The 25,494-nt window shown below is 70.1% G+C and carries 29 protein-coding genes; 17 read left to right on the top strand and 12 right to left on the bottom strand.

Annotation, left to right across the window (positions count from 1 at the left end; translation table 11 throughout):
• Positions 1-176 precede the first annotated feature (176 nt).
• The 4 genes from DL991_RS02200 to DL991_RS43695 all read right to left on the bottom strand — a co-directional run bounded on the left by DL991_RS02200 (position 177) and on the right by DL991_RS43695 (position 4,529).
• On the bottom strand, positions 177-2,084 hold the full coding sequence (locus tag DL991_RS02200) for an intein-containing Rv2578c family radical SAM protein (protein WP_199753789.1): 1,908 nt from the start codon (positions 2,082-2,084) through the stop codon (positions 177-179).
• 89 nt (positions 2,085-2,173) lie between these two features.
• Positions 2,174-3,121 carry a sucrase ferredoxin gene (locus DL991_RS02195; protein WP_125780411.1) on the bottom strand — a complete coding sequence of 316 codons (948 nt, stop codon included), beginning with the start codon at positions 3,119-3,121 and terminating at the stop codon, positions 2,174-2,176.
• Between the two features lie 85 nt (positions 3,122-3,206).
• Positions 3,207-4,397 carry a cupin domain-containing protein gene (locus tag DL991_RS02190; RefSeq protein ID WP_125780409.1) on the bottom strand — a complete coding sequence of 397 codons (1,191 nt, stop codon included), beginning with the start codon at positions 4,395-4,397 and terminating at the stop codon, positions 3,207-3,209.
• Positions 4,398-4,529, bottom strand: a complete 132-nt coding sequence (locus tag DL991_RS43695) for a hypothetical protein (protein WP_255431246.1) — start codon at positions 4,527-4,529, stop codon at positions 4,398-4,400.
• A 172-nt stretch (positions 4,530-4,701) separates the two neighbouring features.
• Between DL991_RS43695 and crcB (DL991_RS02185) the strand changes: the two genes are divergently transcribed.
• Both crcB (DL991_RS02185) and crcB (DL991_RS02180) read left to right on the top strand, forming a co-directional pair.
• Positions 4,702-5,112: a fluoride efflux transporter CrcB gene (crcB, locus tag DL991_RS02185; RefSeq protein WP_125780407.1), complete on the top strand. Its 411-nt coding sequence runs from the start codon at positions 4,702-4,704 to the stop codon at positions 5,110-5,112.
• Positions 5,109-5,483: a fluoride efflux transporter CrcB gene (gene crcB, locus DL991_RS02180; protein WP_125780405.1), complete on the top strand. Its 375-nt coding sequence runs from the start codon at positions 5,109-5,111 to the stop codon at positions 5,481-5,483. The genes crcB (DL991_RS02185) and crcB (DL991_RS02180) overlap by 4 nt, the downstream gene beginning before the upstream one ends.
• A 1-nt stretch (position 5,484) precedes the next feature.
• Here crcB (DL991_RS02180) and DL991_RS02175 read toward each other — a convergent pair whose 3' ends face one another.
• Entirely contained in the window at positions 5,485-5,910 is a 426-nt protein-coding gene (locus DL991_RS02175) for a MarR family winged helix-turn-helix transcriptional regulator (RefSeq protein WP_125780403.1), read from the bottom strand.
• A gap of 86 nt (positions 5,911-5,996) precedes the next feature.
• Here DL991_RS02175 and DL991_RS02170 point away from each other — a divergent pair, with 86 nt between their 5' ends.
• Positions 5,997-7,073 (top strand): NAD(P)/FAD-dependent oxidoreductase, encoded by a 1,077-nt coding sequence (locus DL991_RS02170; protein WP_125780401.1) that lies wholly within the window; start codon positions 5,997-5,999, stop codon positions 7,071-7,073.
• Positions 7,074-7,147: 74 nt separating this feature from the next.
• Here the strand turns inward: DL991_RS02170 and DL991_RS02165 are convergent, their stop codons facing one another.
• From DL991_RS02165 to DL991_RS02155, 3 genes are read right to left on the bottom strand one after another with little or no spacing between them, the layout of a single operon-like run.
• Positions 7,148-8,101 carry an LLM class F420-dependent oxidoreductase gene (locus tag DL991_RS02165; RefSeq protein WP_125780399.1) on the bottom strand — a complete coding sequence of 318 codons (954 nt, stop codon included), beginning with the start codon at positions 8,099-8,101 and terminating at the stop codon, positions 7,148-7,150.
• Positions 8,098-10,221, bottom strand: coding sequence for a prolyl oligopeptidase family serine peptidase (locus DL991_RS02160; protein ID WP_125780397.1), 2,124 nt, complete (start codon positions 10,219-10,221; stop codon positions 8,098-8,100). The genes DL991_RS02165 and DL991_RS02160 overlap by 4 nt, the downstream gene beginning before the upstream one ends.
• Positions 10,222-10,241: 20 nt before the next feature.
• Positions 10,242-11,096: a PPK2 family polyphosphate kinase gene (locus tag DL991_RS02155; RefSeq protein ID WP_125780395.1), complete on the bottom strand. Its 855-nt coding sequence runs from the start codon at positions 11,094-11,096 to the stop codon at positions 10,242-10,244.
• Positions 11,097-11,252: 156 nt separating this feature from the next.
• Between DL991_RS02155 and rocD the strand changes: the two genes are divergently transcribed.
• Positions 11,253-12,455, top strand: a complete 1,203-nt coding sequence (rocD, locus tag DL991_RS02150; protein WP_125780393.1) for an ornithine--oxo-acid transaminase — start codon at positions 11,253-11,255, stop codon at positions 12,453-12,455.
• A 31-nt stretch (positions 12,456-12,486) separates the two neighbouring features.
• The gene (locus DL991_RS02145; protein ID WP_125780391.1) at positions 12,487-13,848 is read left to right on the top strand and encodes a DUF2252 domain-containing protein; all 1,362 of its coding nucleotides are present in this window, start codon (positions 12,487-12,489) and stop codon (positions 13,846-13,848) included.
• 191 nt (positions 13,849-14,039) lie between these two features.
• Here the strand turns inward: DL991_RS02145 and DL991_RS02140 are convergent, their stop codons facing one another.
• Positions 14,040-14,915 (bottom strand): FAD-dependent oxidoreductase, encoded by an 876-nt coding sequence (locus DL991_RS02140; protein WP_125780389.1) that lies wholly within the window; start codon positions 14,913-14,915, stop codon positions 14,040-14,042.
• A gap of 69 nt (positions 14,916-14,984) precedes the next feature.
• On the opposite strand from DL991_RS02140, the gene DL991_RS02135 reads away from it, so the two are divergent.
• Entirely contained in the window at positions 14,985-15,593 is a 609-nt protein-coding gene (locus DL991_RS02135; protein ID WP_125780387.1) for a phosphatase PAP2 family protein, read from the top strand.
• Here DL991_RS02135 and zapE read toward each other — a convergent pair.
• Positions 15,547-16,581, bottom strand: coding sequence for a cell division protein ZapE (gene zapE, locus DL991_RS02130; RefSeq protein ID WP_125780385.1), 1,035 nt, complete (start codon positions 16,579-16,581; stop codon positions 15,547-15,549). The two genes, DL991_RS02135 and zapE, sit on opposite strands and share 47 nt — an antisense overlap.
• A 98-nt stretch (positions 16,582-16,679) precedes the next feature.
• Here zapE and DL991_RS02125 point away from each other — a divergent pair, with 98 nt between their 5' ends.
• The 10 genes from DL991_RS02125 to DL991_RS02080 all read left to right on the top strand — a co-directional run bounded on the left by DL991_RS02125 (position 16,680) and on the right by DL991_RS02080 (position 23,571).
• The gene (locus DL991_RS02125) at positions 16,680-17,426 is read left to right on the top strand and encodes a pyrimidine reductase family protein (protein ID WP_125780383.1); all 747 of its coding nucleotides are present in this window, start codon (positions 16,680-16,682) and stop codon (positions 17,424-17,426) included.
• The gene (locus tag DL991_RS02120; RefSeq protein WP_125780381.1) at positions 17,423-17,980 is read left to right on the top strand and encodes an RNA polymerase sigma factor; all 558 of its coding nucleotides are present in this window, start codon (positions 17,423-17,425) and stop codon (positions 17,978-17,980) included. The genes DL991_RS02125 and DL991_RS02120 overlap by 4 nt, the downstream gene beginning before the upstream one ends.
• Entirely contained in the window at positions 17,980-18,405 is a 426-nt protein-coding gene (locus tag DL991_RS02115; RefSeq protein ID WP_125780379.1) for a hypothetical protein, read from the top strand. Before DL991_RS02120 ends, DL991_RS02115 begins: the two co-directional genes overlap by 1 nt.
• 133 nt (positions 18,406-18,538) lie before the next feature.
• Positions 18,539-18,988 carry an Asp23/Gls24 family envelope stress response protein gene (locus tag DL991_RS02110; protein ID WP_125780378.1) on the top strand — a complete coding sequence of 150 codons (450 nt, stop codon included), beginning with the start codon at positions 18,539-18,541 and terminating at the stop codon, positions 18,986-18,988.
• The gene (locus DL991_RS02105; RefSeq protein ID WP_005157087.1) at positions 18,988-19,164 is read left to right on the top strand and encodes a hypothetical protein; all 177 of its coding nucleotides are present in this window, start codon (positions 18,988-18,990) and stop codon (positions 19,162-19,164) included. Before DL991_RS02110 ends, DL991_RS02105 begins: the two co-directional genes overlap by 1 nt.
• Positions 19,161-19,517, top strand: a complete 357-nt coding sequence (locus DL991_RS02100) for an Asp23/Gls24 family envelope stress response protein (protein WP_125780376.1) — start codon at positions 19,161-19,163, stop codon at positions 19,515-19,517. The genes DL991_RS02105 and DL991_RS02100 overlap by 4 nt, the downstream gene beginning before the upstream one ends.
• Positions 19,518-19,705: 188 nt before the next feature.
• The gene (locus DL991_RS02095) at positions 19,706-20,242 is read left to right on the top strand and encodes a DUF6286 domain-containing protein (protein ID WP_125780374.1); all 537 of its coding nucleotides are present in this window, start codon (positions 19,706-19,708) and stop codon (positions 20,240-20,242) included.
• On the top strand, positions 20,239-20,826 hold the full coding sequence (locus DL991_RS02090) for an alkaline shock response membrane anchor protein AmaP (protein ID WP_125780372.1): 588 nt from the start codon (positions 20,239-20,241) through the stop codon (positions 20,824-20,826). The genes DL991_RS02095 and DL991_RS02090 overlap by 4 nt, the downstream gene beginning before the upstream one ends.
• A gap of 28 nt (positions 20,827-20,854) precedes the next feature.
• Positions 20,855-21,934 (top strand): ATP-dependent DNA ligase, encoded by a 1,080-nt coding sequence (locus tag DL991_RS02085; protein ID WP_125780370.1) that lies wholly within the window; start codon positions 20,855-20,857, stop codon positions 21,932-21,934.
• Between the two features lie 71 nt (positions 21,935-22,005).
• The gene (locus tag DL991_RS02080; RefSeq protein WP_125780368.1) at positions 22,006-23,571 is read left to right on the top strand and encodes an alpha/beta hydrolase; all 1,566 of its coding nucleotides are present in this window, start codon (positions 22,006-22,008) and stop codon (positions 23,569-23,571) included.
• A gap of 210 nt (positions 23,572-23,781) precedes the next feature.
• Here DL991_RS02080 and DL991_RS02075 read toward each other — a convergent pair whose 3' ends face one another.
• Entirely contained in the window at positions 23,782-24,024 is a 243-nt protein-coding gene (locus tag DL991_RS02075) for a DUF2630 family protein (protein ID WP_125780366.1), read from the bottom strand.
• A 90-nt stretch (positions 24,025-24,114) separates the two neighbouring features.
• Here DL991_RS02075 and DL991_RS02070 point away from each other — a divergent pair, with 90 nt between their 5' ends.
• Entirely contained in the window at positions 24,115-24,474 is a 360-nt protein-coding gene (locus DL991_RS02070) for a co-chaperone YbbN (protein WP_125780364.1), read from the top strand.
• Positions 24,475-24,561: 87 nt separating this feature from the next.
• Here the strand turns inward: DL991_RS02070 and DL991_RS02065 are convergent, their stop codons facing one another.
• Positions 24,562-25,491 carry a proline dehydrogenase family protein gene (locus DL991_RS02065; RefSeq protein WP_125780362.1) on the bottom strand — a complete coding sequence of 310 codons (930 nt, stop codon included), beginning with the start codon at positions 25,489-25,491 and terminating at the stop codon, positions 24,562-24,564.
• Positions 25,492-25,494: the final 3 nt, after the last annotated feature.

Genomic DNA, 25,494 nt, shown 5'->3' with positions numbered 1-25,494 from the left:
GCCCCTTTGAGACGTCGAAGGTCTCAAAGGGGCCCTTCACGACACACCGGCCCGCCTCAGCCTGGGCCGAGGCTCGCCAGGCATCACGCAAGAAGCGCCGCAGGTCACGCAGTAGGTACCTAAGAGGAGGCTCGCCAAAACGACCCAAAACACTCACGACCCACCCGACCGGCCGTTTACAGCAATTTGAGCTGCTCCGCCGCCGGGATCACCGCCTCTCCCGAACGCTGCACGGGCATCGTCACCTGCATTCGGTCCCCGTCATCCGCACGGGAACCGAAGCCGTGACGCCGCAGCAGCGGACCGACGCGCGCGCCCAGCCGCTCCCGATAGGACTTCGGCAGGTAGGCACCGCGGGCATACAGCTCGCGGTATTTCGGCACCAGCTCCGGATGTTCCCGGCCGAGCCAGCGCGCGAACCATTCCCGCGCGCCCGGCCGCAGGTGCAGCGGGAGGACGGTGACCCGCGTGGCGCCGGCCTCGGCCAGCCGTGAGAACAAGGCGTCGAGCGCCTCCACCGAATCGGTCAGATACGGCAGCACGGGGGCGACCAGCACCGAACACGGGAGCCCGGCGTCCCGCGCCTTGCGGATCAGGTCGAGCCTCGCCCGCGGGCTCGGCGTCCCTGGTTCCAGGCGGTGTTGCAGGTCCTCGTCGAGCAGCGCCAGTGAGATCGCCAGCCCGGCGGGCACGTCCTTCGACACCGACTCCAGCAACGGCAGATCCCTGGCCAGCACGGTGCCCTTGGTCAGGATGGACAGTGGCGTACCCGAATCGGCCAGTGCGGTGATGATGCGCGGCATCAGCTTGTACCGGCCTTCGGCGCGTTGATAGGGATCGGTGTTCGTGCCCATCGCGACATGCTCACGGGTCCAGCTCGGCCGCCGCAGCTGCGCGGACAGCACCTCGGGCGCGTTGACCTTCACGATCACCTGCGTGTCGAAATCGCGTCCGGCGTCGAAGTCCAGGTACGTGTGGGTGTTCCGGGCGAAGCAGTTGTGCGTGACCATGCCGTCGGCGATGAAGTCGCCGGTGCCGGTGGTGATGTCGAACAGCGGCAGCTCGATGCCCAGCGGTTCGATGGACGTCACCTTTCGCCTGGTCCGGCCGATGACGAGGCCGTCCAGCGACCGTTTCCAGCCGACGGCCGGATCGGAGAGATGGAAGAACCGCACTTCCTCCGACGGCCCGCCGAGCAGCTGCACCGTCCACAACGGACTAAACTTGGCGTTTTCGGTTTTGACGTAACGGAAGCCGAAGTTGTCGAGAGCGGCGCAGAAGGTCGAGACGATGTCCTGCTCGTCGTGGGTGACGCGCAGCGCGCCGTGCCGGTAACTCCCGGAGAGATCGAACAGCCCGGCCAGGAAGCCGCGCCGCCAATGGGCATCCGGCGAAGGCGGCACCTGCACGAAACCGACCGACGCGCCGAAATCGGGCAGATACCTCAGCGCGCGGTCCGCGGCGTCCTTCTCGGCCGAGAAGCCGCCGGAGCGCAACATCCCGCACAGGTACCCGGCGCGATAACCGAGGGTGTCGTCCGGGGTGCGGGCGAGTTGGCCGACGCCGACGAGTTCGGTGCCGCCGACCAGATGCGGCCGCTGTGCCGCGCCGAACCGGGTGCCGGTGACGTGTTTCCAGCCGCGGCCGGTCAGGAACCGGTGGTCGCCACTGGCCACGATGGACGTTCCGTCTTCGAGGGTCAGCCGGTACGCCGGTTTCAGCGTCGACCAGTGCGCGAGCACCTCCGTGGGCACCAGCCGTCGCCCCGCGCCGCGTCCGCGCGTGCCGTAGATCGCGTCGCCCGGCGCCAGGTCCGCCAGCGCCTTCGTCCGGCCGTCGGCCATCAGGACCGGCGTCCCGCCTTCGAGGCAGTACGTGCACGCGTGAGAACAACCGCGATACGGGTTCACCGTCCATCCGAACGGGACACCCGACCCCTCCGGCACCTTGTTCAGCACGGATTTGGCGTGCACCTCGTGAAAGGTGACGCCGTCGAACCCGGGGGTGCGCACAGAGCGCAGCAACCCGTCCAATCCGGGCAGCACCGGCTCGCCGCCGTCCGCCCGCTGTCGATCCCATCGCACCGAGCCAGTCGAACACATGTTCTAGACAGGTGTCAAACAGACGTTCGAACACGGGTGATCTTGGCGCAAGTAGTCACCTACTTGCGCCGTCAGAGCTTCGTGATCTCCTCGGTCACGTACCCGGCGGGCTGGATCAGCCCCGCGCACCGGCTCTCCCCGCGCGGCGTCGCCGACCGGCGGCGCACCGTCACCGAGTAGAAGTCCTGGCCGCCGCGCACGGTGACCACCCGCGCGTCGGATTCGAGCAGCGGCTCCTCCTGGACGGCGAGCACGTCGTCCAGACCGGGCAGGTCCAGCTGCCGCCGGAGCGCGATCTCCGCGAACTGCGCCCACGCCGTCCGGGCGGATGTGCGGCCACGAAGCTGCTCCGGCTCGACCTGGCCGCGCAGGGCCGCCTTGGCGACCAGCGCCGCTTCGGCAGGGTTGAGCTGGCCGTGCAGGAAACCGTCGGGGACCACCAGGAGATTGCCCGCCCAGCGGTCACCGCCGACGTGGCTGACCTCCCAGGCCCTGCCGGGGTGATTGGTGTTGAGCGTCGAGGCCAGCGGGCGGCCGAGCACCGCGCAGCACATGTCCTTGGTGCCGTGCGTGCAGACCAGGAACAGCGGCCCGGCCACCCGGATGCCGAGTCCGCCGGTGCCGTCCGCGACCGCTTCGAGGTCCAGTTCGGCCAGTTCACCCAGGTCGCGGATCTCCAGCCGTTCCAGCCAGCGGTTACCCGGTTCACCTCCGCCGACGTAGACGGAGCGAGGGCTATCCGGGTCGCGACGATGTTTGCCGGGGCGCCGGATCAGCAGCGGGCGGAGCCCGTGGGACCGTCTCAAGTTCTCGAGCAGCTCACGGCGCTCGGCGGGGAATGCCTCGTCGAGGACGTTTTCCAGCGCGTCCGCGGGCCAGGGGCCCGGCTGCTCGACGAGCAGCCAGCAGCGCATGTCCGCCGCGGTGCCGGCGGGGTTCGCGCCCAGCATGCGCGCGACAGTGGCGCAGCCCGGCAAAGCGGCGGGCGGCGCTGGGGTGTCCGAGAGCTGAGCGGTCATCGGCCGACCGCTCCGGACTTCACCTTAGGCATGCCTTAGCTTACCCCGCCCGGGCTCCCTTCACACTTCTCGTCCCCTGTGACTTTCAGCCGATCGAGAGGAGCCCCTGCGTGGTGAGCTCGCCGAGGAAGGTCCGCACGGTCCCTCGATCGAGTTCGGACAGTTCGGCGAGTCGCTTGACCGCCTGCGGCGTGCCGTCGAGCAGCGCCTTCAGCAGCGGGGCCGCGGCGCCCGCGAAGACGAACCGTTTGCCGTCCGCGAGCAGGGTCACCCGGTCATCGCGGGCGCTGCCTTCTTCGAGCACCGCCCGTGGGACGAGGAAGCGGACCTCGGTCTCGTCGCCGTCCGGCAACAGCCCGGAGGTCGCCGCCCACGGCAGCCCGACACGCGGATGCGCCGGGGCGGACGAGTCGCGCTCGGTGAGGAACCTGTCGAGGACGTCGGCGGTCAGCGTGGCTTCCAGTTCCGCGCGCAGTGCGGCGGCACGGTCCGCCCGCTCTCCCTCCGTCCCGAACCTCGGGAGGTCCTGACGGAACACGGCGCTCGCCCGGAGCTTGTCGGCAAGCCAGGACACGAGGTCGATCCCGGTGGCCGGACTGAATCCGAGCGTGAGATGCAGTGACATCTCCCCCACCGCGGTGACGTCGTGCCAGTGCCCGCGCGGGACATAGAGGACGTCGCCGTCTTCGAGGATGAAGTCGTCGATCGGCTCACCGGGCCGCTCGGGCTGTTCGACGTCGCGGTGCAGCGGAGCGGGCCTGGTCGGGCCGTGCATCCGCCAGCGTTTGCGGCCGGCGACCTGGATGATGAACGCGTCGTGGTCGTCCCAGTGCACGTCGAAGCCGTGGGTCACGCCCCAACCCGCGTACAGGTTGACCTGGACGCTCTCGCGGAGGTCGTGTTCGAGCCCCCTGGCGAGGTCGCCGATCGGGTCGCTGAGTTCCTGGATGGCGTCGAGCACCATCGTCGCGCCGCCGCGGAGCTGCTCGGTGAACGGAGCGGCTCGCAGCCGCGGGACGGTGCCGCTGCGGCGGGTGGGGACGAGATCGGTGTAGCTCTCCATGGGCACCGGGGTGCCGTCGAGCGCGAGGCGCAGCCTCGGGAACTCGAGGCGATGCTGCCGGAGGATGGCGTTCAGCGCCGGCCACGGCAGCAGGTCGGCGAAGCGGCCCGCGCGGCCTTCGAAGCGGCGATAGGTCTCGCCCTGGACGTCTTGGAAGAACTGGCTGACCCCGAGCGGAGCCACGAGGTCAGCCAGCGTCGGCGTTTCGGGCACTCAGCCGTCGTTGCCGTCGTTGTCGGCGGCCGCGCCGTTGGCCTTCCCGCGGTCGACCGCGGTCGGGATCATTTCGACCTCCAGCAGCAAACCGCTGTCGGGAGCCTGCGTACCTGACTGTTCCTGTGCCATCCTGCCACCTTTTTCTCAGACGAGCGGACGGACCGAAAATCGGCCTGGAGCGCCACCGAGCCTACGACACGTTTCGTGAAAATTCACTGTCCAGAAGGGAAAAACGGCCTGGCGAGCGATCTTCGACACCGCGGCGCGAGTTCACCCGGACAGCGGTTCTAAGCTTCCATCCATGGCTGATGCGGCATCCGTTCCCCGCCCGCGATGGGACGTGCTCGCGGTCGTCGGCGCGGGTGGCGCGCTGGGCAGCCTCGCCCGCTACGGCTTGTCGGTCGCGATCCCCCATTCCCGTGGCCAGTTCGCGCTTTCCACCTTCGCCACCAACGTTTCCGGCTGTCTGCTCATCGGTGTCCTGATGGCGTTGCTGACCGCGGCGGAAGACCCGCACCGGCTCTTGCGCCCCTTCCTCGGGGTCGGGATCCTGGGCGGTTACACCACGTTTTCGACGTACGCGACGGACACACTCGATCTTGTGACGAACGGGCGTCCGTTCACCGGGTTGGCGTACGCGTCCGGCACGGTGGCGGCCGCTTTGGTAGCGGTCTACGCCGGCCACGAGATCACTCGCGCGGTGAAGAAATGACCGTTCTCTTCGTCGCGCTCGGCGGCGGTTTCGGTGCGATCATCCGTTTCCTGACCGATCTTCGGCTGCGAGCGTGGCGAGGTACCGCCTTCCCGTGGGGCACGCTGGCGGTCAACGTCGTGGGCTCGTCGATCCTCGGGGTCCTCACCGGCTGGGCACTGCACGGCGGCCAGCCGGACGGGATCCGCTCACTGGTGGCCGTCGGATTCTGCGGCGGGCTCACCACTTTTTCGACCTTCGGCTACGAAACGCTGCGCCTCTTCACCGAGAAGACGCCCTCGCGGGCCGTGCTGAACGTCGGCGTCACGATGGTCGCCGGGATCGGCGCCGCGGCGGCGGGACTCCTGCTCGCCGACGCGATCTGGACCTGAATCAGTCTTCGGGCGCCATCCGCCACACGGCCGCCGCGACCGCCTCACGCTGTTCGGCCGGGAGATCGGCCGCCATCTCCTCCAGTTTCTCGACGACACCCTCGTGCGCGGCGTTCGCGAGCCGGAGGCCCTCTTCCGTCAGCGTGATCTTCAGCGCGCGGCGGTCACCGGAATCCGCGACCCGTTCGACGAGAGAGCGCCGCTGCACCCGGTCCACCAGGCCGGTGACGCTGGATTTCTCGAGGTTCAGCATCTTGCCGAGGTCGGTCATCCCGACGCCCGACTCCCCCTGCGCCAGCACGCAGAGCAGCTGCGCCTGCTGCGGCGTGAGGTCGTGCGACCGGCCGACGTCGATGAAGGCCCGCTGCACCAGATGCGAAAGCCGCACCAGCGCCGTCGCGAATCCGAGGTCTTCGGCCGTGGTCATGACCGGAGTCTACTTGACGATCGTTCGGAGTACGAACTACTGTAGTTCGCAGTACGAACATTACGCACTACGAACTAGGGGATCTCATGACCACGACCGTGGCCGTCATCGGCGGGGGATACGGCGGCACCACCGTCGCCAAGGAGCTGGACTCGTTCGCCGACGTCGTTCTCGTCGAGCCACGCGAGGACTTCGTCCACCACGTGGCCGCGTTGCGCGGGCTCGTCGATCCCGAGTGGACGGATCGGCTCTTCTACCCGTACGCCCGGCTTCTCGAACGGGGGCGAGTGCTCCGCGACCGCGCGGTGAGCGTCGACCAGGACGGCGTCACGCTCGCGTCGGGCGAGCGGCTCACCCCGGACTACGTCGTGCTGGCTACCGGTTCGGCGTACCCGTTCCCGGCGAAGATCGATTTCCACGACAGCGCGTCGGCGAAGGCGAAGATCCGTGCCACCCGGGAGGAACTCGCGGGCGCGGACAAGGTGCTGCTGCTCGGCGCCGGCCCGGTGGGCCTCGAACTGGCGGGTGAGATCAAGGCGGTGTGGCCGGACAAGGCGGTGGCGATCGTCGACCCGGCGAAGGAGATCCTGCCCGGCTTCCCGGAGGAGTTCCGCACGGAGATCCGCCGTCAGCTCGACGAACTGGGCGTCGAGCTCCTGCTCGGCACTTCATTGACCGAGCCCCCGGTCTCGGAACCGGGGCAGGCCAAGACGTTCACCTCGGGACTCACCGGCGGCGGCGAAGTGACCGCCGACCTGTGGTTCCAGTGCTACGGCGGCGCTCCGCACACCGCCTACCTCTCCGGCGATCTGGCGGCGGCGCGGCAGGCGAACGGGCAGGTGGACGTGGCACCCGACCTGCGGCTTCCGGGACAGCCGCGCGTCTTCGCGCTCGGCGACATCACCGCGCTGCCGGAAGGAAAGCTGGCGAAGGTGGCGGGCGACCACGCGGAGGTCGTCGTGGCCAACATCCGGGCGCTGATCGACGGCGGCGAACTGCGGACCCACAGCCCGGGCGGGCCGATGATCTCGCTGCCGCTCGGACCTTCCGGGGGCGCGACCTACGCCGAGGAGGTCGGCGTCCTGGACGCGGCGACGACCTCGGAGATCAAGGGGTCGCACATGATGGCTTCGCGCTACGACGAGCTCTTCAGGACCGCCTAGGGGACGCTATGAAGGACGCTTTCATTGCAAATTTGGCAATGAAAGCGTCCTTCATAGCAGCCGGTGACACGCGATCAGGACCGCGGAGCCAGACCCCGCACCTGAGCGAAGGGATCCTCCCCCGTCGGCAGCAGCGCGATGATCGGCGTCGTCAGCCCGTTGTCCACATAGGACTGCACCTGCTCGCGGCAGGAGTCGAGGCTGCCGTGGACGATCAGGTCGTCGACGACCTCGTCCGGGATGACCTGATTCGCCTTCTGCCGGTCGCCCGCGGCCCACGCCTCGTGCATCGGCGCGAGCGCGTCGCCGCGGCCGAGCCATTCGTGGAACGCCGCGTACACCGGCACGGTCAGGTAGCTCGAGATGAGCATCCGGCCGAGGCCGCGCGCGGCGGCCTTGTCTTCGGTTGGGCACACGAAGATCCGCGCGGCCAGCTCGGTGTCCGGACCGATCTCGGCCCGCACCTTCGGCACGTCGGAGGCGGCGAGCCAGTTGGTGATGGCGCCGTCGGCCTCCTTCGCGGCCAGCCGCAGCATTCCCGGCCGCAACGCGGCGAGCATGATCGACGGCGGCGGGTCGGCGGGCCGCTCCAGCCGGAACTTGCTGACGGAGAACGACTCGTACTCCTCGGTGACCTTCTCCCCCGCCAGCGCCGACCGCAGGAACCGCAGAGTGTCCCGGGAGCGCGCGAACGGGGCCTCGAACTCGGCGGCGTTCCAGTTCTTCACGATCACCGGCGACGACGCGCCGATGCCGAGCACGAACCGGCCGGGCGCCAGTTCCGCGACGGTCGCCGCGCTCATCGCCAGCAGCCCGGGCCCGCGCGTGTACACCGGCACGATCGCGGTGCCCAGCCGCAACCGCGGCGCCCACTGCGAGGCCAGCACCAGCGGGGTGAAGGCGTCGTTGCCCGCCGTCTCGGCCGACCACGCGTCGGTGTAGCCGAGGTCCGGCAGCTCCCGCACCAGCTCCTCGTGCGCCGCGAGCGGCACCCCGGTCAGCGGAATGGTGATGCCCCACCGTTTCATGCGTTCTCCTCGCTCTTGACCGCGGCACCGGACAGCTCACGCACGATCCAGTCCACCTGCGTGCGCATCAGGTTCTCCGCGACCTCTTCGGCCTGCGGCGTCATATGCGTCGCGCCTGCCAGCGGCAGGAACACATGCGCGCGTCCCTTGGCCAGCAAGGCCGACGACAGGCGCAACGAGTGGGCGACGAAAACGTTGTCGTCGGCCAGTCCGTGCACGATCAACAGCGCCCGCGAAAGGTCGCCGGCGCCGGCGATCAGCGAGTTGTGTTCGTACGCGGCCGTTTCCTCCTGCGGAAGCCCGAGATAACGCTCCGTGTAATGCGTGTCGTACAACGACCAATCGGTCACCGGCGCGCCCGCGACACCGGCGTGGAAGACGTCGGGACGGCGCAGCACGGCCAGCGCGGACAGGTAGCCGCCGTAGGACCAGCCGCGGATCGCGACCCGTTCCAGATCCAGCTCCGGATGGAGCGCGGCCGCCGCGTGCAGGGCGTCGACCTGGTCGGCGAGGGTGACGTCGGCGAGTTTGCCCGCGATCTCCTTCTCCCACGCGGAACCCCGGCCCGGCGTCCCGCGCCCGTCGGCGACGAGCACCGCGAAACCCTGGTCCGCGAACCACTGCGGGGTCAGGAAGGCGTTGCGGGTCTGCAGGACACGCTGGGCGTGCGGGCCGCCGTACGGGTCGAGCAGCACCGGGAGCTTGCCTTCGCTCTCCTCGTATCCGGTCGGCAGCACGAGCGCGGCACGCAGGCCCCGCTCCCCCAGCGTCAGCCAGGTCAGGTTCGGCACGACGTCCGGGTCGACGGTGCAGGAACCGATACGCGCCACCGTCTTCTCGCCGGAGACGACGGTCACCACCGGGCCGCTGCGCTCCAGGCTCCACGACGAGAGCACGGTCAGCGAGGTGTTCCCGGAGCCGACGTGCACACCGTCCTCAGTGGACAGACGGCGGAGCTCGCCGCCTTCGGTGCGGAAGACGTGGATCTGCGTCGGATCGGCCTCCGACGCGCTGAACAACACCTCGTCGCCGACGTGCAGGACCGACCGCACCTGCAGTCCGGGCGGGGTGACCGCGACCCCGTCGACGACGAGCCGGTGGTCGCCGTCGACGGCGCTCTCCCGGACCAGGCGGCCATCGGTGGTCCATGCCGGGACGCCCGCCGCGAGCTCCACCCAGTGCTCGTCGGTCTCGGTGTGCAGGACTTCGACCGAACCGTCCGCCGGGTCGACCGCCTGGGTCTCCAGTTTCCGCTGGTCACGCGACTGCACGGACAGCAGCGGCTTGCCTGCCGCCGACCAGTGCACCGCGGCGAGGTACTCCCAGTCCGTCTTCTCGACGTTGACGCGTGAGCCGTCGAGCCCGAGGATCGCCAGCGTCACGTCCGCGTTCGTGGTGCCCGCCGCCGGATACGCGACGACGTTGGACGGCGACTGCGGATTGGCCGGATCGGCGATCGTCCAGCGCGGCACGTTCGCGCGATCGGAGCGTTCGACCAGCAGGCTCTTCCCGTCCGGAGCCCACCAGTAGCCGCGGGTGCGGCCCATCTCCTCGGCCGCGATGAACTCCGCGAGCCCCCACGCGATGTCCTCGCCGTCTTCGCTGTCTTCACCGCCGAGCACGCGATCCTCACCGGTGGCGCGTTCGATCACCCGCAACCGCCGGTCGCGGACGTAGGCCACCCTGGCGCCGTCCGGGCTGGGCCGCGGGTCGACGACCGAACCCTCGACCAGCACCGCCACCGCGCCGGTGGCCAGGTCGAGCGTGTGGAGCTTGCCCGAAAGCGAGAACGCGGCGACGGTGAAGGCGTCGTCGACCGCGTAGCCGACCACGCCGCCACCGGTCTCCCGGCTGCGCTCGCGGCGGGCACGCTCCTCGGGCGGCAGGTCCTCTTCACCGGGCAGCAGTTCGGCGGCGTCGACCAGCTTCGTTTCCTCACCCGACGAGACGTCGAACGACCACAGGCTGTGCCGGGGGTCGGTGCCGGACTCGGACCGCAGGAACAGGATGCGGGAACCGTCCGGGGCGACCTTGAACTCTTTCGGCGCGCCGAGGGTGAAGCGCTGGGTCCGGGCCTGGCGGCGGAGGAACGGGAGATCTTCGAGGCTGGTGTCGGTCACGTCCGCACTCTCTCAGACGATCAACCGGAGACGCCAACGCCTTCCAGCTTCTCGATCTCCGTCTCGGGATCGAAGCCGGCAGGAGGGAACTTCGGGTCCATCTCCTCGATCGTCTCGATCAGCAGCCGCGCGACCAGCCAGTTGCGGTACCACTTGCGGTCGGCAGGGACGGCGTACCAGGGCGCGGCCACCGTGGAGGTCTTGGCGAAGATGTCGGCGTAGGCCTTCTGGTAGTCGTTCCACTGGGCACGCGCGTCGAGATCGGCGGGGTTGTACTTCCACCACTTCTCCGGGGTCTCCAACCTCGCCTTGAGCCGCTTCAGCTGCTCCTCCGGCGAGATGTCGAGGAAGACCTTCACGATCGTCGTTCCGGCGTCGGTCAGCTCCTTCTCGAACGCGTTGATCTCGGCGTAGCGCTTGCGCCATTCGGTCGCGGGCACCAGCTTCTGCACCCGCGGGACCAGGATGTCCTCGTAGTGCGAGCGGTCGAAGACGCCGACCTGCCCCGGCACGGGGAGCTGTTTGCGGATCCGCCACAGATAGTGATGACGCCGCTCGGTCGCGGTCGGCTTCTTGAACCCCGCGTACCGCACGCCCATCGGGTTGACCAGACCGAGGACGTGACCCACCGTGCCGCCCTTGCCGGAGGTGTCCATCCCCTGCAGGACCAGCAGGACGCTGCGGTTTCCCCCGCCGACGCCCTCCGCGTAGAGGGCCTCCTGCAGGTTGGCGAGCTTGCCACCGGCGTCGGCGAGGTCTTTAAGCCCCTTGGGCTTCTTGTGCGGCCCGATCGGGAACGAGCCCGGATGGTGCCGCTCGGTCCCCTTGCCGATCCGCAGCGTGTCCCGGACGGAGACGGTGTCCTTTTTCGCCATCCGGCGACGATAACCGCGGTCCGGGTCCCGCGCCTGCGGTGATCGAGTACGCCGATGCACGATTTCGCCACCCGAAGGAGTCGATACGCAACGAACAACGGGTCAAAGCAACGTTTCCCGGATGAAAGCAGACGGATGGGCATCTAACCTGAACGCATGACGACCGCCGACTTCATCGCGCTCGACGAGCAGTGGAGCACGCACAACTACCACCCCCTGCCCGTGGTGATCGCCACCGCCGAGGGCGCCTCGGTCACCGACGTCGAGGGCAAGACCTACCTCGACTTCCTCTCCGGCTATTCCGCGCTGAACTTCGGGCATCGCCACCCCGGGCTCATCGCCGCCGCGGTCGACCAGTTCGGCCGGGTGACGCTGACCTCCCGCGCCTTCCACCACGACCAGCTCGGGCTGTTCTGCAAGGAGCTGGCCGAGCTGACCGGCACCGAGATGGCCCTGCCGATGAACTCCGGCGCCGAAGCCGTCGAGTCCGCGGTGAAGATCGCCAGGAAGTGGGCGTACCGGGTCAAGGGTGTCCCGGACGGGACCGCGGAGATCGTCGTCGCCGGCTCCAACTTCCACGGCCGGACGACGACCATCGTGTCCTTCTCCACCGACGAGACCGCGCGCGCCGACTTCGGCCCGTTCACCCCCGGCTTCGTCACGGTCAAGTACGGCGACGCCGAAGCGCTGCGCGACGCCATCACCGAACGCACCGCCGCGATCCTGCTGGAACCGGTGCAGGGCGAGGCGGGCGTGATCGTGCCGCCCACCGGCTACTTCGCCGAGGCGCGGCGGCTGTGCGACGAGCACAACGTCCTGCTGATCGCCGACGAGATCCAGTCCGGTCTCGCCCGCACCGGCACCGTCCTCGCGCTCGACCACGAAGGCGTCCGTGCCGACATCTACACCTTGGGCAAGGCGCTCGGCGGCGGGATCATGCCGGTGTCGGCCGTGGTCGGCGGCAAGGACGTGCTCGGCGTGTTGCGACCGGGTGAACACGGCTCGACCTTCGGCGGGAACCCGGTCGCCTGCGCGATCGGACGGGCCGTGGTCGGGCTGCTGAAGACCGGCGAGTTCCAGGAGCGCTCGCGGGAACTGGGCGCCCACCTGCACTCGCGGCTCGGCGAACTGGTCGGCAACGGGCTGGCCGAGGTCCGCGGGCGCGGGCTCTGGGCGGGGATCGACATCGCGCCCGGCGGGCCGACCGGCCGGGAGGCGTCCACCGCGCTGGCCGAACGCGGCGTGCTGTGCAAGGAGACGCACGACCACACGCTGCGGATCGCGCCGCCGCTGGTGATCACGCGCGAGGAACTCGACCGCGGTATCGACGCCATCACGGAGGTCGTCAGGACCCGGTGAACCTTTCGGGCGGGCTGTACGTTGCCTGTCCATGGGAGACGAGCGGGAATGGGTGGAGCGGCCACTGGTCGGCACCGACACGGTGTCACCGGAGGACTGGTCCGCCAGGGGCAAGGCGCTGCGAGCCGAGGCGCCGACGGCCGCGCACGATCACGCGGCGGCCGGCGACGGTCGGCCGAGCGTGGCGGAGTTCTTCACGCGAAGCAACGAAGGCCGTCTGCCGGAACTGGTGGAACTGCGGCGCGAGCGCATGCTCGCGTCGCCGTTCACCTTCTACCGCGGCGCGGCCGGGCTGATGGCCGCGGATCTGGCGGGCACGCCGTCGTCCGGGCTGACGGCTCAGCTCTGCGGGGACGCGCATGCCGCGAACTTCGGGCTGTACGGCACGCCAGAAGGCCAGATCGTCATGGACATCAACGACTTCGACGAATCCGTGCCGGGCCCGTGGGAATGGGACCTCAAACGGCTCGCCGCGAGTCTCGTACTGGCCGGACGCGAAGGCGGCATCGGCGAATCGGGCTGCCGTGAGGCCGCCGAAGACGCGGTGAAATCGTACCGGCGCACCATCCGGGGGCTGGCGGAACTGCCGTTCCTGCGGTCGTGGAACGCGCTGCCGGACGCGTCGGTGCTGAGCGAGGTCAAGGCGCACGATCTGATCGACGACTTCGAGGAAGCGGCCGAGAAGGCGCGGAAGAACACCAGCGCCAAGGTCACCGCGAAATGGACCCGGCGGATCGACGACCACGAGACCGGCCTCGAACGGCATCGGTTCGTCGAGGACCCGCCGGTGCTCACGCACGTCGACGACGCGACGGCGGAAGCGGTCGTCACCGGTTTGGTGTCCTATGTGGACACCCTGCGCGAGTCGCGGCGGACGCTGATCTCGCGGTACCGGGTGTCCGATGTGGCCTTCCGGGTGGTCGGCACCGGCAGCGTCGGGCTGCGCAGCTACGTCGCGCTGCTGCACGGAAACTCGGGCGAAGACCTTGTGCTGCAAGTGAAACAGGCCAACCCGTCGGCACTGGCGCCGTATCTCGGGCTGGCTTCGCCGGAGCACGAGGGCCGACGGATCGTCGAGGGCGCGCGGCTCGTGCAGGCCGAGACCGACATCCTGCTCGGCTGGACCACCATCGACGGCGTGCCGTACATCGTGCGGCAGTTCCGGAACCTCAAGGGCGACATCGATCCGGCGGAGCTGAAGAAGGACCACCTCGACGACTACGGCCGACTGGCGGGCGCGTTGCTGGCGCGGGCGCACGCGCGGTCACTGCATCCGCGGATGCTGGCGGGGTACTTCGAGGACGACGAAGACCTCGACGAGGCCATCGGGGCTTACGCCGTGCGCTACGCGGATCAGACCGAAGCGGACTTCGCCGCCTTCGCCGCTCTCTGACCCACCGCAATTCGTCACCTACTTGCGAGGGCCGACAGCGCAATTCGTCACCTACTTGCGCTGTCGGCGCACTGTCCGTGAGGGAACCTTCCCGAGTACATGAAGGACCCCTTCCTTGCGCCTAGCGCCGTGAAGGACCCCTTCATGTACTTCAGCTCGGCACCGGAAGCGGCCGGCGCCAGGCGGGGGGGTCACATCAGGGCCAGGACGTCGTCCGCGCATCCCCAGGCCACGGTGATCCCAGCGCCCCCGTGCCCGTAGCAGTGCACGACACGCCCTTCCCGCTCCAGCCGGACCTCGGGCCGGAAGGGCCGCAGCCCCACCTTCGCCCCCAGCACGGGCGCGTCGGCCAGCGCGGGCACGAGTTCCCGGCACCGCCGCACGATGTCCGCGGTCACTCCGGGATCGGGCTCGACGGAGTCGCGCCCCGGTTCCTGCGTGCCACCGCAGACGACGTGCCGTCCGTGCGGGATCACGTGCCGCAGCACCGGGGTGGCCCCGTCGACGATCCATTCGGTCAGCCCCGGATCGGCGAGATGGACGACCTGGCCGCCGACCGGCACCACGGTGCCGTCCCCCGCCAGCCGCCCGCCGCCGAGCCCGGCCGCGTTCACCACGAGATCCACGTCGAGGTCGTCCAGTCGCGTGACGGTGCGGCGCTGGATGCGCGCGCCCAGCGCGGCGACCTCGTCGGCGAGCCAGGCGAGATACACCGGGGTGTCGACCACCGCGGTCGTGAAGGTGAGCCGTCCGGGTTCGTGGTCGAGGCCGGGCATCGAGAACGCCCACGACGGCACCGGCGCCTCGTGCGGGACGAGGTAGGTCCCCCGGATCATGCGGATCCCGGGCGCGCCGAGCGAGCGGTACTCCCGCACGCTCGCCGCGGTCCAGCGATCGACCCGGCGGGAGTTCGCCGCCAACGGCGGGAAGAGCACGCCACCGGCGACCGCCGACGTCGTCTCCCCCGGTCCGGCGTCGGTGAGCACCGTGACGTCGTGCCCGGCCCCGGCCAGCCGGTGCGCGCAGCTCAGCCCGATCACGCCGCCACCGACCACGCTGATCCGCATCGAAAGCCCCTTCGTCCTCGCGAGCCGTCCCTGCATGGTGACTGATCACCCGTCCCGTAATCTCGCCGGATGAGCGGAAGAGCACCGTACGGGCTGGTCGCGGTCACCTGCGCGGTGATCATGGTCGTGCTCGGGATGCTGGTCTCGGGCGAAGGCCTTTCCGGCCCCGACGAGCTCGCCGTCAAGTGGGTGGAGCGCAGCTTCGGCCGCGACACCGGCCTTCTCCGGCTACTGGTGCTGCCGACCGAGGCCTACGTCCTCATCCCGGTCGCGGTCCTCGCCGCCGTTCTCTGCCTGATCGGCGGGCGACGGCTCGAAGCGGTGCTGACCATCGTGGGCCCGCTCGTCGCGATCCTCGCGAACACCTGGGTGCTCAAACCGCTCTTCGACCGCTGGAAGTACACCTACCTCGCCTACCCGAGCGGGCATACCGTCGCGCTGGTCGCGGTGCTGACCGTGCTAGTCCTGCTCGCCCGCCCCGGGGTCGCGACGGCCGTCATCGCGGTCGTGGGCGCGGTGGTGCTCGGCGGGGTCACGATCGGCATGATCGGCCTCGGCTACCACTACCTGACCGACGTGGTGGGCGGCACGCTGTTCGCCGTCGCGACCGTCTGCGCGACGTGGGTGCTGCTCACCTGGGCTGCACGGCGTCGCGCGCCAGTGCCGTCAGACGGCTGACGGCTCGCAGGTACTTCTTGCGGTAGCCGCCGTTCACCATCTCCTCGGTGAACAGGTCCGGCACCGGCTCGCCCGACACCACCAGCGGGATCGCGCGGTCGTAGAGCCGGTCGGCGAAGGCGACCAGCCGCAGTCCGACGTTCTGGTCGGGAACCGGGTGGATGTCGCGCAGATGCACCCGGGTCACGCCGTCGAGAAGCCTGCCGTAGCGCGAAGGGTGCAACCCGCCGAGGTGTTCGCACAACGCGTCGAAATCGTCCACAGTGGACTCGGGATGTGTGGCGGCGGAGGCTTCCAGCTCCTCCGCGGTCGCGGGCGGCGGCGCGTCCGGCAGGCCGCGGTGGCGATAGTCCGGGCCGTCGACCCGGCAGACGCCGAACCGGGCGGACAGCGACTGGATCTCGCGCAGGAAGTCCGCCGCGGCGAAGCGGCCCTCGCCGAGTTTGTCCGGCAGCGTGTTGGAGGTCGCCGCCACGAAGACGCCCGCCGAGATGAGCTCCTGCAGCAGCCGGGTGACGAGCATGGTGTCGCCGGGGTCGTCGAGTTCGAACTCGTCGATCGCCAGGAACCGGTGTTCGGAGAGCCGCCGCACCGCCTCGGCGAAACCCAGGGCGCCGACGAGGTGGGTCAGCTCCACGAAGGTCCCGTACGCCTTGGGCGACGGAGTCTCGTGCCACGTCGAAGCGAGCAGGTGCGTCTTGCCGACGCCGAAACCGCCGTCGAGATAGAGCCCCATCGGTCCGGACGGCGCCTCGTCCCCGCCGCCGAACAACGCGCGCAGCTTCGACTTCGGCTTCCGGTTCGACGCCTCCGCCACGCGCTTCGCGAACGCGCCACAGGTGACGACGGCCTCGGCCTGGCTCGGCTCGTCCGGGTTGGGCACGTAGGTGGAGAACCGGACCGCGTCGAACCGGGGCGGCGGGACGAGCGCGGTGATCAGCTCGTCGGCGGACAGCTCCGGACGGCGATCGATCAGGCGGGCGGGCATTCGCCGAGGGTAACGGCACCGGCGTCGGCCGTTCACCCTCCCTGGCCGGGCGTATCCCCCGCTCAGCGGTGCCGTCGGACGCGTGCTGGGATGTCGGTGTGCAGCTTTTGTGGCCAACGACACCGGCGGAACCCGTCTCCGACGCGGACCTCGAGCGGCTCTACGGGTACCCGGAAGGCCTGACCCGTCCCTGGGTCCAGGTCAACTTCGTCAGCTCCGCCGACGGCGCGGCGGCGGTCGACGAGCTGTCCGAGGGGCTTTCGCACCCCGCGGACAAACGGATCTTCCTGCTGGGGCGACTGCTTTCCGACGTGATCCTGGTCGGTGCCGGCACGACACGCGCCGAGGGCTACCGCGGTGCGCGCGTCAGTCCCGAACGCGCGGCCCGCCGGGTCTCGCTCGGGCTGTCCGAGGTCCCGCCGATCGCGGTGGTGACCCGTTCCGGTGAACTCGACCCCGAGGGCCCGTTGTTCACCGACACCAAGGTCCCGCCGATCGTCATCACCACCGAGAAGGCGCCGCGGGCCGCGCTGCAGCGTGCTGGGGCCGAGGTGCACGTCGCGGGAGTCGAGGACGTCGACCTCCACCGGGCGCTCGACCTGCTGGGTGAGCGCGGGCTGCGCCGGGTCGACTGCGAGGGCGGGCCGACGCTGTTCGCCGACCTGATCGCGGCCGACCTCGTCGACCAGTTGTGCCTGACCGTCGCCCCGCTGCTGGCCGGCGCGGGCGAGAGCCGGATCGCCCACGGCCGTCCTGCCCCGGAACCGCGCCGGATGGACCTCGCGTCCGCGCTCTTCGAAGACGGCTTCACCATGCTGCGCTATCGCCGCCGGGAGAGCGGGTGAACGAGGCCGCGCCGGTTTCGGACGAAGAACTGGTTGCCCGCGCCGCCGCCGGGGACCACGGCGCCTTCGACTCCCTGGTCCGGCGGCACACGGCCAGGATGTACCGCGTGGCGCTGCGGATCACCGGCAGCACGTCGGAAGCCGAGGACGTCGTCCAGGAGGCCTGGCTCTCCGCGTGGCGCGCGCTGCCCCGGTTCCGGTTCGAGTCCGCGGTGTCCACGTGGCTCTACCGGGTGACGACGAACGGCGCGCTCGGGCAGGTCCGGCGGCGGAAACCGACCGTGCCGCTCGACGAGGGCGACGCGGGTGTCGTGCCTGGTCCGGAGGGTCACGTGGTGAGCGCCGAGCAGGTCGGCACGGTGCTGCGCGCGATCGCCGAACTGGACGTCGGCCAGCGGATCCCGCTGATTCTGCGAGAATTCGAGGGGATGACCTACGACGAGGTGGCCGAGGTTCTGGAAGTCAGCGTGCCCGCTTTGCGCGCCCGCCTGCACCGCGCCAGGGTCGCGCTGCTGGCGAAACTCGGTGACAACTTCCGATCCGGGGAACGGTGATGAGCGAGGATCCGCGTGAGGACCCCCGGTGGGAGCAGGTGCGCGCCGCCGCGAGCCGTCCGGTGCCGACGCCGCCGGGACTCGTCGAACGGGTGCTCCGCTCGGTCGGCGGCGTCCGCGGCAAGCACACCACCGCCCCGCTCGACCTGCCTTCGGCCGGCGGCAAGACCCAGGTGTCGGAACGGGCGCTGGTGCTGATGACCAGGAAGCTCGCCGCCGAGATCGGCCGTGACCTCGGCGGGGTCCACGTTTCGGCCGTCGCACTCGAAGAGGACGTGCTGCAGGTGCTGGTCACCATCCGGTTCGGCGTCGAAGCGACGGTCGCGGACGTCCTGCGCCGCCGGGTCGGCGCGGCACTGACCGGCCAGCTCGGGTCGGCCCCGCCCGCGATCAACGTGCACGTCGTCGACGTGCACCCCGACTGAATCCCGGAACTGATTACCCCATTCGGGGGACATCGCGTGACGGCTCGGCATGCGCGCGTGTCCAGGTCGGTGAGAGCGTAGGGAGCGCCGCGCGCGCAGGTCGCGCGGCACAGGCCGAGAAGGAGCGAACTTCATGGCGCAGCCGAGCGCGAGCAAGCCCGACACCCTGGTCACGGGGTCGTCCCTCAACGAGGAAGGAGCCGCCGGCAAGACCACGATCTCGTCGGTGGTGGTGCAGAAGGTGGCGGGGCTCGCCACCCGCGAGGTGACCGGGATCCACGCGCTCGGCGGCGGGGTCTCGCGGGCCTTCGGCGCGATCCGTGAGCGCATCCCCGGTTCCGGCACGGTCACCACGTCCGGTGTCTCGGTCGAGGTCGGCGAGAAGCAGGCGGCGATCGACCTCGACGTGGTCGTCGAGTACGGCGCGCGCATCGTCGACGTCGCGCGGGCGGTGCGCCGCAACGTGATCGGCCAGGTCGAGCAGATCACCGGCCTCGAGGTGATCGAGGTCAACATCGCGGTCAACGACATCCACCTGCCCGACGAGAACGGCGGCGAGACCGAGACCTCGCGGGTCGAGTGATGAACGGGACCCAGACCGGCCTGCTCGCCGGCCTCATCCTCGGCCTCGCCGCGACCCAGGGGTTCACCGCGTTCCTGGTGACGCTGGCCGTCGGCGTCATCGGCCTCGTCCTCGGCCGGGTGCTCGACGGCGAACTCGACCTCGGCGATCTGTTCGGCCGGGGCCGCGACAAATGACCGTCCCGCCCGAACCGGAGGATCGCGGCACCCTCACCATCGCGCCCGCCGTGGTCCGCAAGATCGCGCAGCACGCCGCGGACCAGGTCGACGGGACCACCCGCGCCGAGCGGCGGATCGCCGGGCTCGGGCTGGGGACCCACGGCGCGAGCGCGAAGGTCGGCGGTGAGGGCAACGACGTCGACCTCGTGCTGGACGTGGCTTTGCACTATCCGGCGCCGGTGCGGCGGATCGTCGGCGATCTGCGCACCAGGGTCACCGAGGAGGTCGAGCGGATCACCTCGTACCGGGTCCGGGACGTCTCGGTGACGGTCTCCGCGCTCCTGCCCGACATCGCGCCCCGCGTCCGCTAGCGCGCCCGTTGGCGGAGCTGAATTTGTGTCCGGATCATGGCCAAACGCGTGAACCCGCCCGGCCGAAGGCCCCGCTATCGCGGTGGCAGGGCGCCTTTGGCACCTGGCGCGACTTGGAAGACCAGGTCGCGCCCTGCCGACGTCGATCGCGGACGCGGGTTCACCCAGACAGCTAAAGGAGCACCGGTATGCGTTTGTTCGTCCGCCTGCTGTCCGCCCTGATCGGGCTGGCGCTGGCCGCCGCCGGGGTCCTGCTGGCGCTGGAGGTCGGCTGGGGCTGGTGGCGGCCGGGGCGCGGACCGCTGTTCGTCCCGTGGGACGGCTGGCGCGACAGGCTCGCGGAACTGTCCTGGAACGCTTCGTCGGTCCGGTACCTCGCGATCGCCGTCGCGGTCGTGGGGCTGCTGCTGATCCTGGCGGCGGCCTCGGCGGGGCGGCGCGCCATCCGGCTGACCGATCCGGCGAACGAAGTCAGCGTGACCACCTCGCCGCGTTCACTGGCGAGGCTGGTGGGCGTGACCGTGCGCGCGCAGGAAAACGTCGCGGGTGCGAAGGTCACCGCCACCGCCAAGAAGATCCGTGTCCGCGCGACGAGCAGGCTGGAAACCGAAGGCGAGCTGCGACCGCGGCTGCTGGAGACGGTCACCGGTCTGCTCGAAGACGTCCCCCTGGTGCGGCGGCCGAAGGTGTCGGTCGTCGTCGACTCCCCGAAGGACCGCCGATGACCCGTTCGGTCTCCGCCAAGGCACTCGGCCGGTCCACCGGCACGGAACGCACCCTGACCGTCCTCATCGGACTCCTCGTGCTGCTCGGCGGGGCCGCGGTGGTCGTGGTCGGCGCGGGATGGCTCGGCACGCACCGCGCGAACCGGCCGCTCGTCGACCCGATCGCCCTCGACTGGCTGTCCCAGCACGCGCCCGCCGCCCGGATCAGTGCCATCGTGCTCGGCGTCCTCCTGCTGTGGCTGGGACTGTGGTGGTTCTTCCGGTCGCTGCGCCCGGAAGGCCGTCCGGACCTCGAACTCGACGAAGACCTCGTGGTGACCTCTTCGGCCATCTCCGAGGCCGTCCGCGCCGACGCCGAGACCGTCGACGGGGTCGGACGCGCCAGGGTCCGCGCGGTCGGCGACAAGGAGAACCCGGCGCTGCGGATCACGCTCTGGCTGAGCGAGGGCACCGACCTGAAACGGGTCTGGGAGCAGCTCGACAGCACGGTGCTGGCCCGCGCGCGGGAATCGCTCGGGGTCGGCGTGCTGCCGACCGCCGTCCGGATCGAACTCGACACGGCGGCACCGCAACGGGTGCGCTGACCGCGTCGATACGGCAAGAATGACCGTCATGCCGCTTCCGTTGACACCACCGGTCAAACCGATGCTCGCCAAACCGGCGAAGGCGATCCCCGATTCCGGCGGGCTGCTGTTCGAGCCGAAATGGGACGGGTACCGCTGCCTGGTGTTCCGCGACGGTGACGAGCTGACGCTGCAATCGCGCTCGGAGAAGCCGCTCAACCGGTACTTCCCCGAGGTCGTCGAGCGGCTGAAGGCCGCGCTGCCCGAGCGGATCGTGCTGGACGGCGAACTGGTGGTCGCCCGGGACGGGAAGCTGGACTTCGACGCGCTCACCGACCGGGTCCACCCGGCCGAAAGCCGGATCAAGCTGCTGGCGGAACAGACCCCGGCGGAGTTCGTCGCGTTCGATCTGCTGGCACTCGGCGACGAGTCCTATCTGGACGAACCCACGTCGAAGCGACGGGAGCGGCTGGAGAAGCTGGCCTCCGACGGCATCCACCTGACGCCCGCCACTTCGGATCCGGCGATCGCGCGGCACTGGTTCGAACTGTTCGAGGGCGCTGGGCTCGACGGCGTCATCGGCAAACCGCTCGACGAGCCGTACAGCCCCGGCAAACGCGTGCTGCTGAAGTACAAGCACTCGCGCACCGCCGACTGCGTGCTCGCGGGGCTGCGCTGGCACGTCGACGGCGAACCGGGTGAGATGGTCGGCTCGTTCCTGCTCGGGCTCTACGACGAGAACGGCGTGTTGCACCATCCCGGCGTCGTCGGCTCGTTCCCGGTCACCCGGCGGCGTGAACTGGCCGAGGAGCTGGCGCCGCTGATCACCGACGGCGCCGATCACCCCTGGCTGGGTGACAACGTGCGGGAGAAGCAGCGGATCCCCGGCGGGATCACCCGGTGGAAGTCCAAGGAAGCCCCGTGGGTGCCGCTGAAGCTGGAGAAGGTTGTCGAGGTCGGCTACGAGCACACGGAAGGCGGATACCCGTCGAGGTTCCGTCACACCGCGCAGTTCAAACGCTGGCGTCCCGACCGCGAACCGGACTCCTGCACCTACGCCCAGCTCGACGAGGTCGCCCGCTACGACCTGGACGCGGTGTTCCGGGGCGAAGTGAAACGCACCCGCTAACCGGGGCCTGACACGTCACCTGCGAAGCTCGTCCACGAGCTTTGTCATGCCCGGAAAGTGAGGACCAGCCCGTGCGCCCCGCCAGCACCGTCCGCCGCAGGCCACGGCTGATCCTGATGACGACCCTGGTCACGGCCGTGCTCGCGGGCTGCACCGCCGGGCCGTCGGTACGGCCGGCGGTGATCGACAACGACGGCAAACCCGACCCCGGCGGCACGACGACGGCGCAGCAGGTGCCGTTGCCGCCGCTCACCGAACCACGGTCGCCGTCGATCGACTGGGAGGACTGCGACGAGGCGACCCGGCAGCGGCTGGGCCAGCCGTCCGTGCCGGACACGCTGAAGTTCTCCTGCGCCAGGGTGCCCACCACGCTCGACGCGCCGGACCTGCCCGGCCGCGGCCTGTCGCGGCTGTCGGTGGTCAAGACCGGCGGCGGGCCGATCCCGCTCGCCGTGGTCAACGACGTCGACGGTGAGCCGGGCTCGCTGTACGCCGCCCGGCTGGCCGCGACGCTACCGCCCGAGTTCCTGCAGAAGTTCTCCCTGATCGGTGTGGACCGGCGCGGGACGGGGACGTCCGCGCCGGTGCAGTGCATCCCGGCGGAGATCCGCACCGACCTGCTCGGCGGCGACCCGGCCGCGGGCGACCTCGAAGGCGTCGTCGACGCGGCGCGCCGGGCGGGTCAGCAGTGCGCCATCGAACTGGACGACTCGCAGGTCGCGATGGACAGCTGGCGCGCCGCCGGCGACCTCGAAGAACTCCGGAAGCAACTGGGGCTGGACAAGCTGCACGCGCTCGGCCGCGGTGACGGCTCGAAGGTCCTCGCCGAATACGCCGTGCGGTTCCCCGCACAGGTCGGCCGCATGATGCTCGACGGCCTGCCCGACCCGGCACCCGACGCCGCGGCCGTACAGGAGTCCGTCGCCGCGAGCGCGCAGGCCACCCTCGACGCGTTCGGCGCCGACTGCATCGCGAGGGGCTGCCCGATCGGTGACGCCCGTTCGGCCGTGACCGCCGTCGCGGACCGGCTCCGCTCCGCCCCCGCGACGACCACCGACGGCGCGCAGATCACGCCGGGGATCGCGATGTACGCCATCTACTCCGGGCTCGCGCAGCGCTCACGCTGGGTCGAACTGGCGGAAGCGCTCAAGACCGCGCAGACCGGCGACGTCACACCGCTGGCCACGTTCGCCGAACCCGTGCTGAAGGATTCCCGTGCGCGGCCGTCGCGGCTGGACGGCACGATCGCGACCAAATGCAATGACAGCGCGACCCGGCTCTCGGCCGAAGAACTCACGCGCGCGACCACGACCCTGCGCGACAAGCACCCGCAGTTCGGTGTGTTCGCCGCCCAGCAACTGGCGTGGTGCAGCCCGTGGCCCGTGCGCCGCGAACCGCTCCCGCCCGCCGGAGCCCCGGGCGCGCCGCCGATCCTCGTCGCGGGCACCGCGACCGACCCGGTCACGCCGGAGCAGGGCACCGGCCGGGCCGCCGACCAGATGCCGAGCGCGGTGACGATCACCTGGCAGGGCGCCGGGCACGGGGCGCTGAGCCTCTCGCCGTGTGTCGCGGACGCGACGCGGGCGTTCCTGATCGACGGGAAGGCGCCGGTCGACGGGACCCTCTGCCCGGCCTGAGCCTGAAGGACGCGGCACCCAGCCCCGCACGTTGCGAAAGCCACTTTCGCAACCTTGAGGGTTGCGAAAGTGGCTTTCGCAACCCTCGCACCGCCGCCCCGGCCACCCATGCAATGAAGGACGCTTTCATAGCAAATTTTGCTATGAAAGCGTCCTTCATTGCACGCGCCGGGACCCTCTGCCCGGCCTGACCCGCGTTGGGGCTGCCCGCTACTGCCGGTAAGACTCCACCTCGGCGATCGGCCGTGCCGAAGCCTGGTCCGGATCCTCGTCGAACTCCACGCGCGCCCGCCGCTGCCGCAGCAGGTCCCAGCACTGGTCCAGCTGCTCTTCCACACTCGCGAGCCGGGACCGGTCGTCCGAGCTCAGCCCGGTGCCGATCGCCCGCGAACGGAGTTCGTGCTCCTCGCTGACCAGCTCGTCGATGCGGCTGAGGATGTCACCGTCGGCCATCTGCGCCTCCTGCGAAACCTGGGTTGCTCCATCCGAGACGCTACGCGCAATCGCGGGAATGCGCGTAGCGCCCGATTCGTTACGCCGGGCATGAGCACAGTGGAGCTGACCGCCGCCAACTTCGATCAGGTCGTGTCGGAGAACGACTTCGTGATCATCGACTTCTGGGCGGGCTGGTGCATGCCGTGCCGCCAGTTCGCGCCGACCTACGAGAAGGTGTCGGGCAATCACGACGACATCGTTTTCGCGAGCGTCGACACCGAGGCCGAGCAGCAGCTGGCCGCGGCCTTCGACGTGCGTTCGATCCCCACGCTCGCGGTGATCCGCGACAAGACGGTCATCTACGCGCAGCCGGGCGCGCTCCCGGAGAAGACACTGGAGGACCTCATCCAGCAGGCGCGCGACATCGACATGGACAAGCTCAAGGAAGAGGCGGCCCAGGAGGCCTGACGAGCATGGAGAAGGGGCCCTACCCGGCGGGTTTCGCCGGGTAGGGCCCCTTTGTCTTTCAGCGGGACAGTGCCACCGGGGGCCGGGTCAGCCCCGGGTGGCGAGTCCGCGCAGGAAGAACGCCAGGTTCGCCGGGCGTTCCGCCAGCCTGCGCATGAAATAGCCGTACCATTCGTCGCCGTAGGGGACGTAGACGCGCATCGTCTTGCCATCGCCCGCGATCCGGCGCTGCTCTTCGGGACGGATCCCGTACAGCATCTGGAACTCGTGGTCGTCCGCCTTGCGGTCCGCGTCCATCGCGAGCTTCTCGGCGATCGCGATCATTCGCGGGTCGTGCGAGGCGACCATCGGATAACCCTTGCCCTGCATGAGGATCTTCAGGCAGCGCACGTAGGACTTGTCCACTTCGGACTTGTCCTGGAACGCGACCTCTTCGGGTTCGGCGTACGCGCCCTTGCACAGCCGCACGCGGGAACCCTCGGTCGCCAGGTCGCGGCAGTCCTGTTCGGTCCGCCGCAGGTAGGCCTGCAGCACCGCGCCGACCCAGGGGTACTCGGTGCGCAGTTCCTTGAGGATGCCCAGCGTCGAGTCGGTGGTGGTGTGGTCCTCCATGTCGAGGGTCACCGTGGCACCGACCGCTTCGGCCGCCGCGCAGATCTTGCGGGCGTTCTCCAGCGCGACCTTCTCGCCTTCGGCGGGCAGGAACTGGCCGACCGCGGAGAGCTTCACCGAGACGTCCGCGCCGAACGCGAGGCCGTCGGCCGCGAGCGCGGTCAGCAGTTCCTCGTAGGCGCGGACGGTCGTCGCGGCCTGCTCGGCGTCGGTGGTGTCCTCGCCGAGGTGGTCGAGGGTGACCCGGAGGCCGTCGTCGGCCAGTTCGCGGACCACCCGGGCGGCGTCGGGCGTCTTCGAACCGGCGACGAACCGGCTCACCACCGATCGGGTGGCGGGGACGACCTCGACCAGCTTGCGCATCCGCCGGGATCGGGCGGCGGCGAGCAACGGGGCACGCAACATCAC

The organism is Amycolatopsis sp. WAC 01375 (assembly GCF_003947325.1).
GTDB lineage: Bacteria > Actinomycetota > Actinomycetes > Mycobacteriales > Pseudonocardiaceae > Amycolatopsis.
Note: the sequence above shows the minus strand (reverse complement) of the source record. Positions and strands in the feature narration are given on the sequence as shown.

What these genes read in the sequence shown, in the direction of transcription:
- DL991_RS02145 (WP_125780391.1), top strand. Translation starts at nt 12,487, where the DNA reads ATGGGAGACGAGCGGGAATGGGTGGAGCGGCCACTGGTCGGCACCGAC.
- DL991_RS02115 (WP_125780379.1), top strand. Translation starts at nt 17,980, where the DNA reads ATGAGCGAGGATCCGCGTGAGGACCCCCGGTGGGAGCAGGTGCGCGCC.
- DL991_RS02095 (WP_125780374.1), top strand. Translation starts at nt 19,706, where the DNA reads ATGCGTTTGTTCGTCCGCCTGCTGTCCGCCCTGATCGGGCTGGCGCTG.
- crcB (WP_125780407.1), top strand. Translation starts at nt 4,702, where the DNA reads ATGGCTGATGCGGCATCCGTTCCCCGCCCGCGATGGGACGTGCTCGCG.
- DL991_RS02100 (WP_125780376.1), top strand. Translation starts at nt 19,161, where the DNA reads ATGACCGTCCCGCCCGAACCGGAGGATCGCGGCACCCTCACCATCGCG.
- crcB (WP_125780405.1), top strand. Translation starts at nt 5,109, where the DNA reads ATGACCGTTCTCTTCGTCGCGCTCGGCGGCGGTTTCGGTGCGATCATC.
- DL991_RS02175 (WP_125780403.1), bottom strand. Translation starts at nt 5,910, where the DNA reads ATGACCACGGCCGAAGACCTCGGATTCGCGACGGCGCTGGTGCGGCTT.
- DL991_RS02140 (WP_125780389.1), bottom strand. Translation starts at nt 14,915, where the DNA reads ATGCGGATCAGCGTGGTCGGTGGCGGCGTGATCGGGCTGAGCTGCGCG.
- DL991_RS02105 (WP_005157087.1), top strand. Translation starts at nt 18,988, where the DNA reads ATGAACGGGACCCAGACCGGCCTGCTCGCCGGCCTCATCCTCGGCCTC.
- DL991_RS02165 (WP_125780399.1), bottom strand. Translation starts at nt 8,101, where the DNA reads ATGAAACGGTGGGGCATCACCATTCCGCTGACCGGGGTGCCGCTCGCG.
- zapE (WP_125780385.1), bottom strand. Translation starts at nt 16,581, where the DNA reads ATGCCCGCCCGCCTGATCGATCGCCGTCCGGAGCTGTCCGCCGACGAG.
- DL991_RS02110 (WP_125780378.1), top strand. Translation starts at nt 18,539, where the DNA reads ATGGCGCAGCCGAGCGCGAGCAAGCCCGACACCCTGGTCACGGGGTCG.
- DL991_RS02170 (WP_125780401.1), top strand. Translation starts at nt 5,997, where the DNA reads ATGACCACGACCGTGGCCGTCATCGGCGGGGGATACGGCGGCACCACC.
- DL991_RS02155 (WP_125780395.1), bottom strand. Translation starts at nt 11,096, where the DNA reads ATGGCGAAAAAGGACACCGTCTCCGTCCGGGACACGCTGCGGATCGGC.
- DL991_RS02075 (WP_125780366.1), bottom strand. Translation starts at nt 24,024, where the DNA reads ATGGCCGACGGTGACATCCTCAGCCGCATCGACGAGCTGGTCAGCGAG.
- DL991_RS02085 (WP_125780370.1), top strand. Translation starts at nt 20,855, where the DNA reads ATGCCGCTTCCGTTGACACCACCGGTCAAACCGATGCTCGCCAAACCG.
- DL991_RS02195 (WP_125780411.1), bottom strand. Translation starts at nt 3,121, where the DNA reads ATGACCGCTCAGCTCTCGGACACCCCAGCGCCGCCCGCCGCTTTGCCG.
- DL991_RS02070 (WP_125780364.1), top strand. Translation starts at nt 24,115, where the DNA reads ATGAGCACAGTGGAGCTGACCGCCGCCAACTTCGATCAGGTCGTGTCG.
- DL991_RS43695 (WP_255431246.1), bottom strand. Translation starts at nt 4,529, where the DNA reads ATGGCACAGGAACAGTCAGGTACGCAGGCTCCCGACAGCGGTTTGCTG.
- DL991_RS02135 (WP_125780387.1), top strand. Translation starts at nt 14,985, where the DNA reads ATGAGCGGAAGAGCACCGTACGGGCTGGTCGCGGTCACCTGCGCGGTG.
- DL991_RS02090 (WP_125780372.1), top strand. Translation starts at nt 20,239, where the DNA reads ATGACCCGTTCGGTCTCCGCCAAGGCACTCGGCCGGTCCACCGGCACG.
- rocD (WP_125780393.1), top strand. Translation starts at nt 11,253, where the DNA reads ATGACGACCGCCGACTTCATCGCGCTCGACGAGCAGTGGAGCACGCAC.
- DL991_RS02065 (WP_125780362.1), bottom strand. Translation starts at nt 25,491, where the DNA reads ATGTTGCGTGCCCCGTTGCTCGCCGCCGCCCGATCCCGGCGGATGCGC.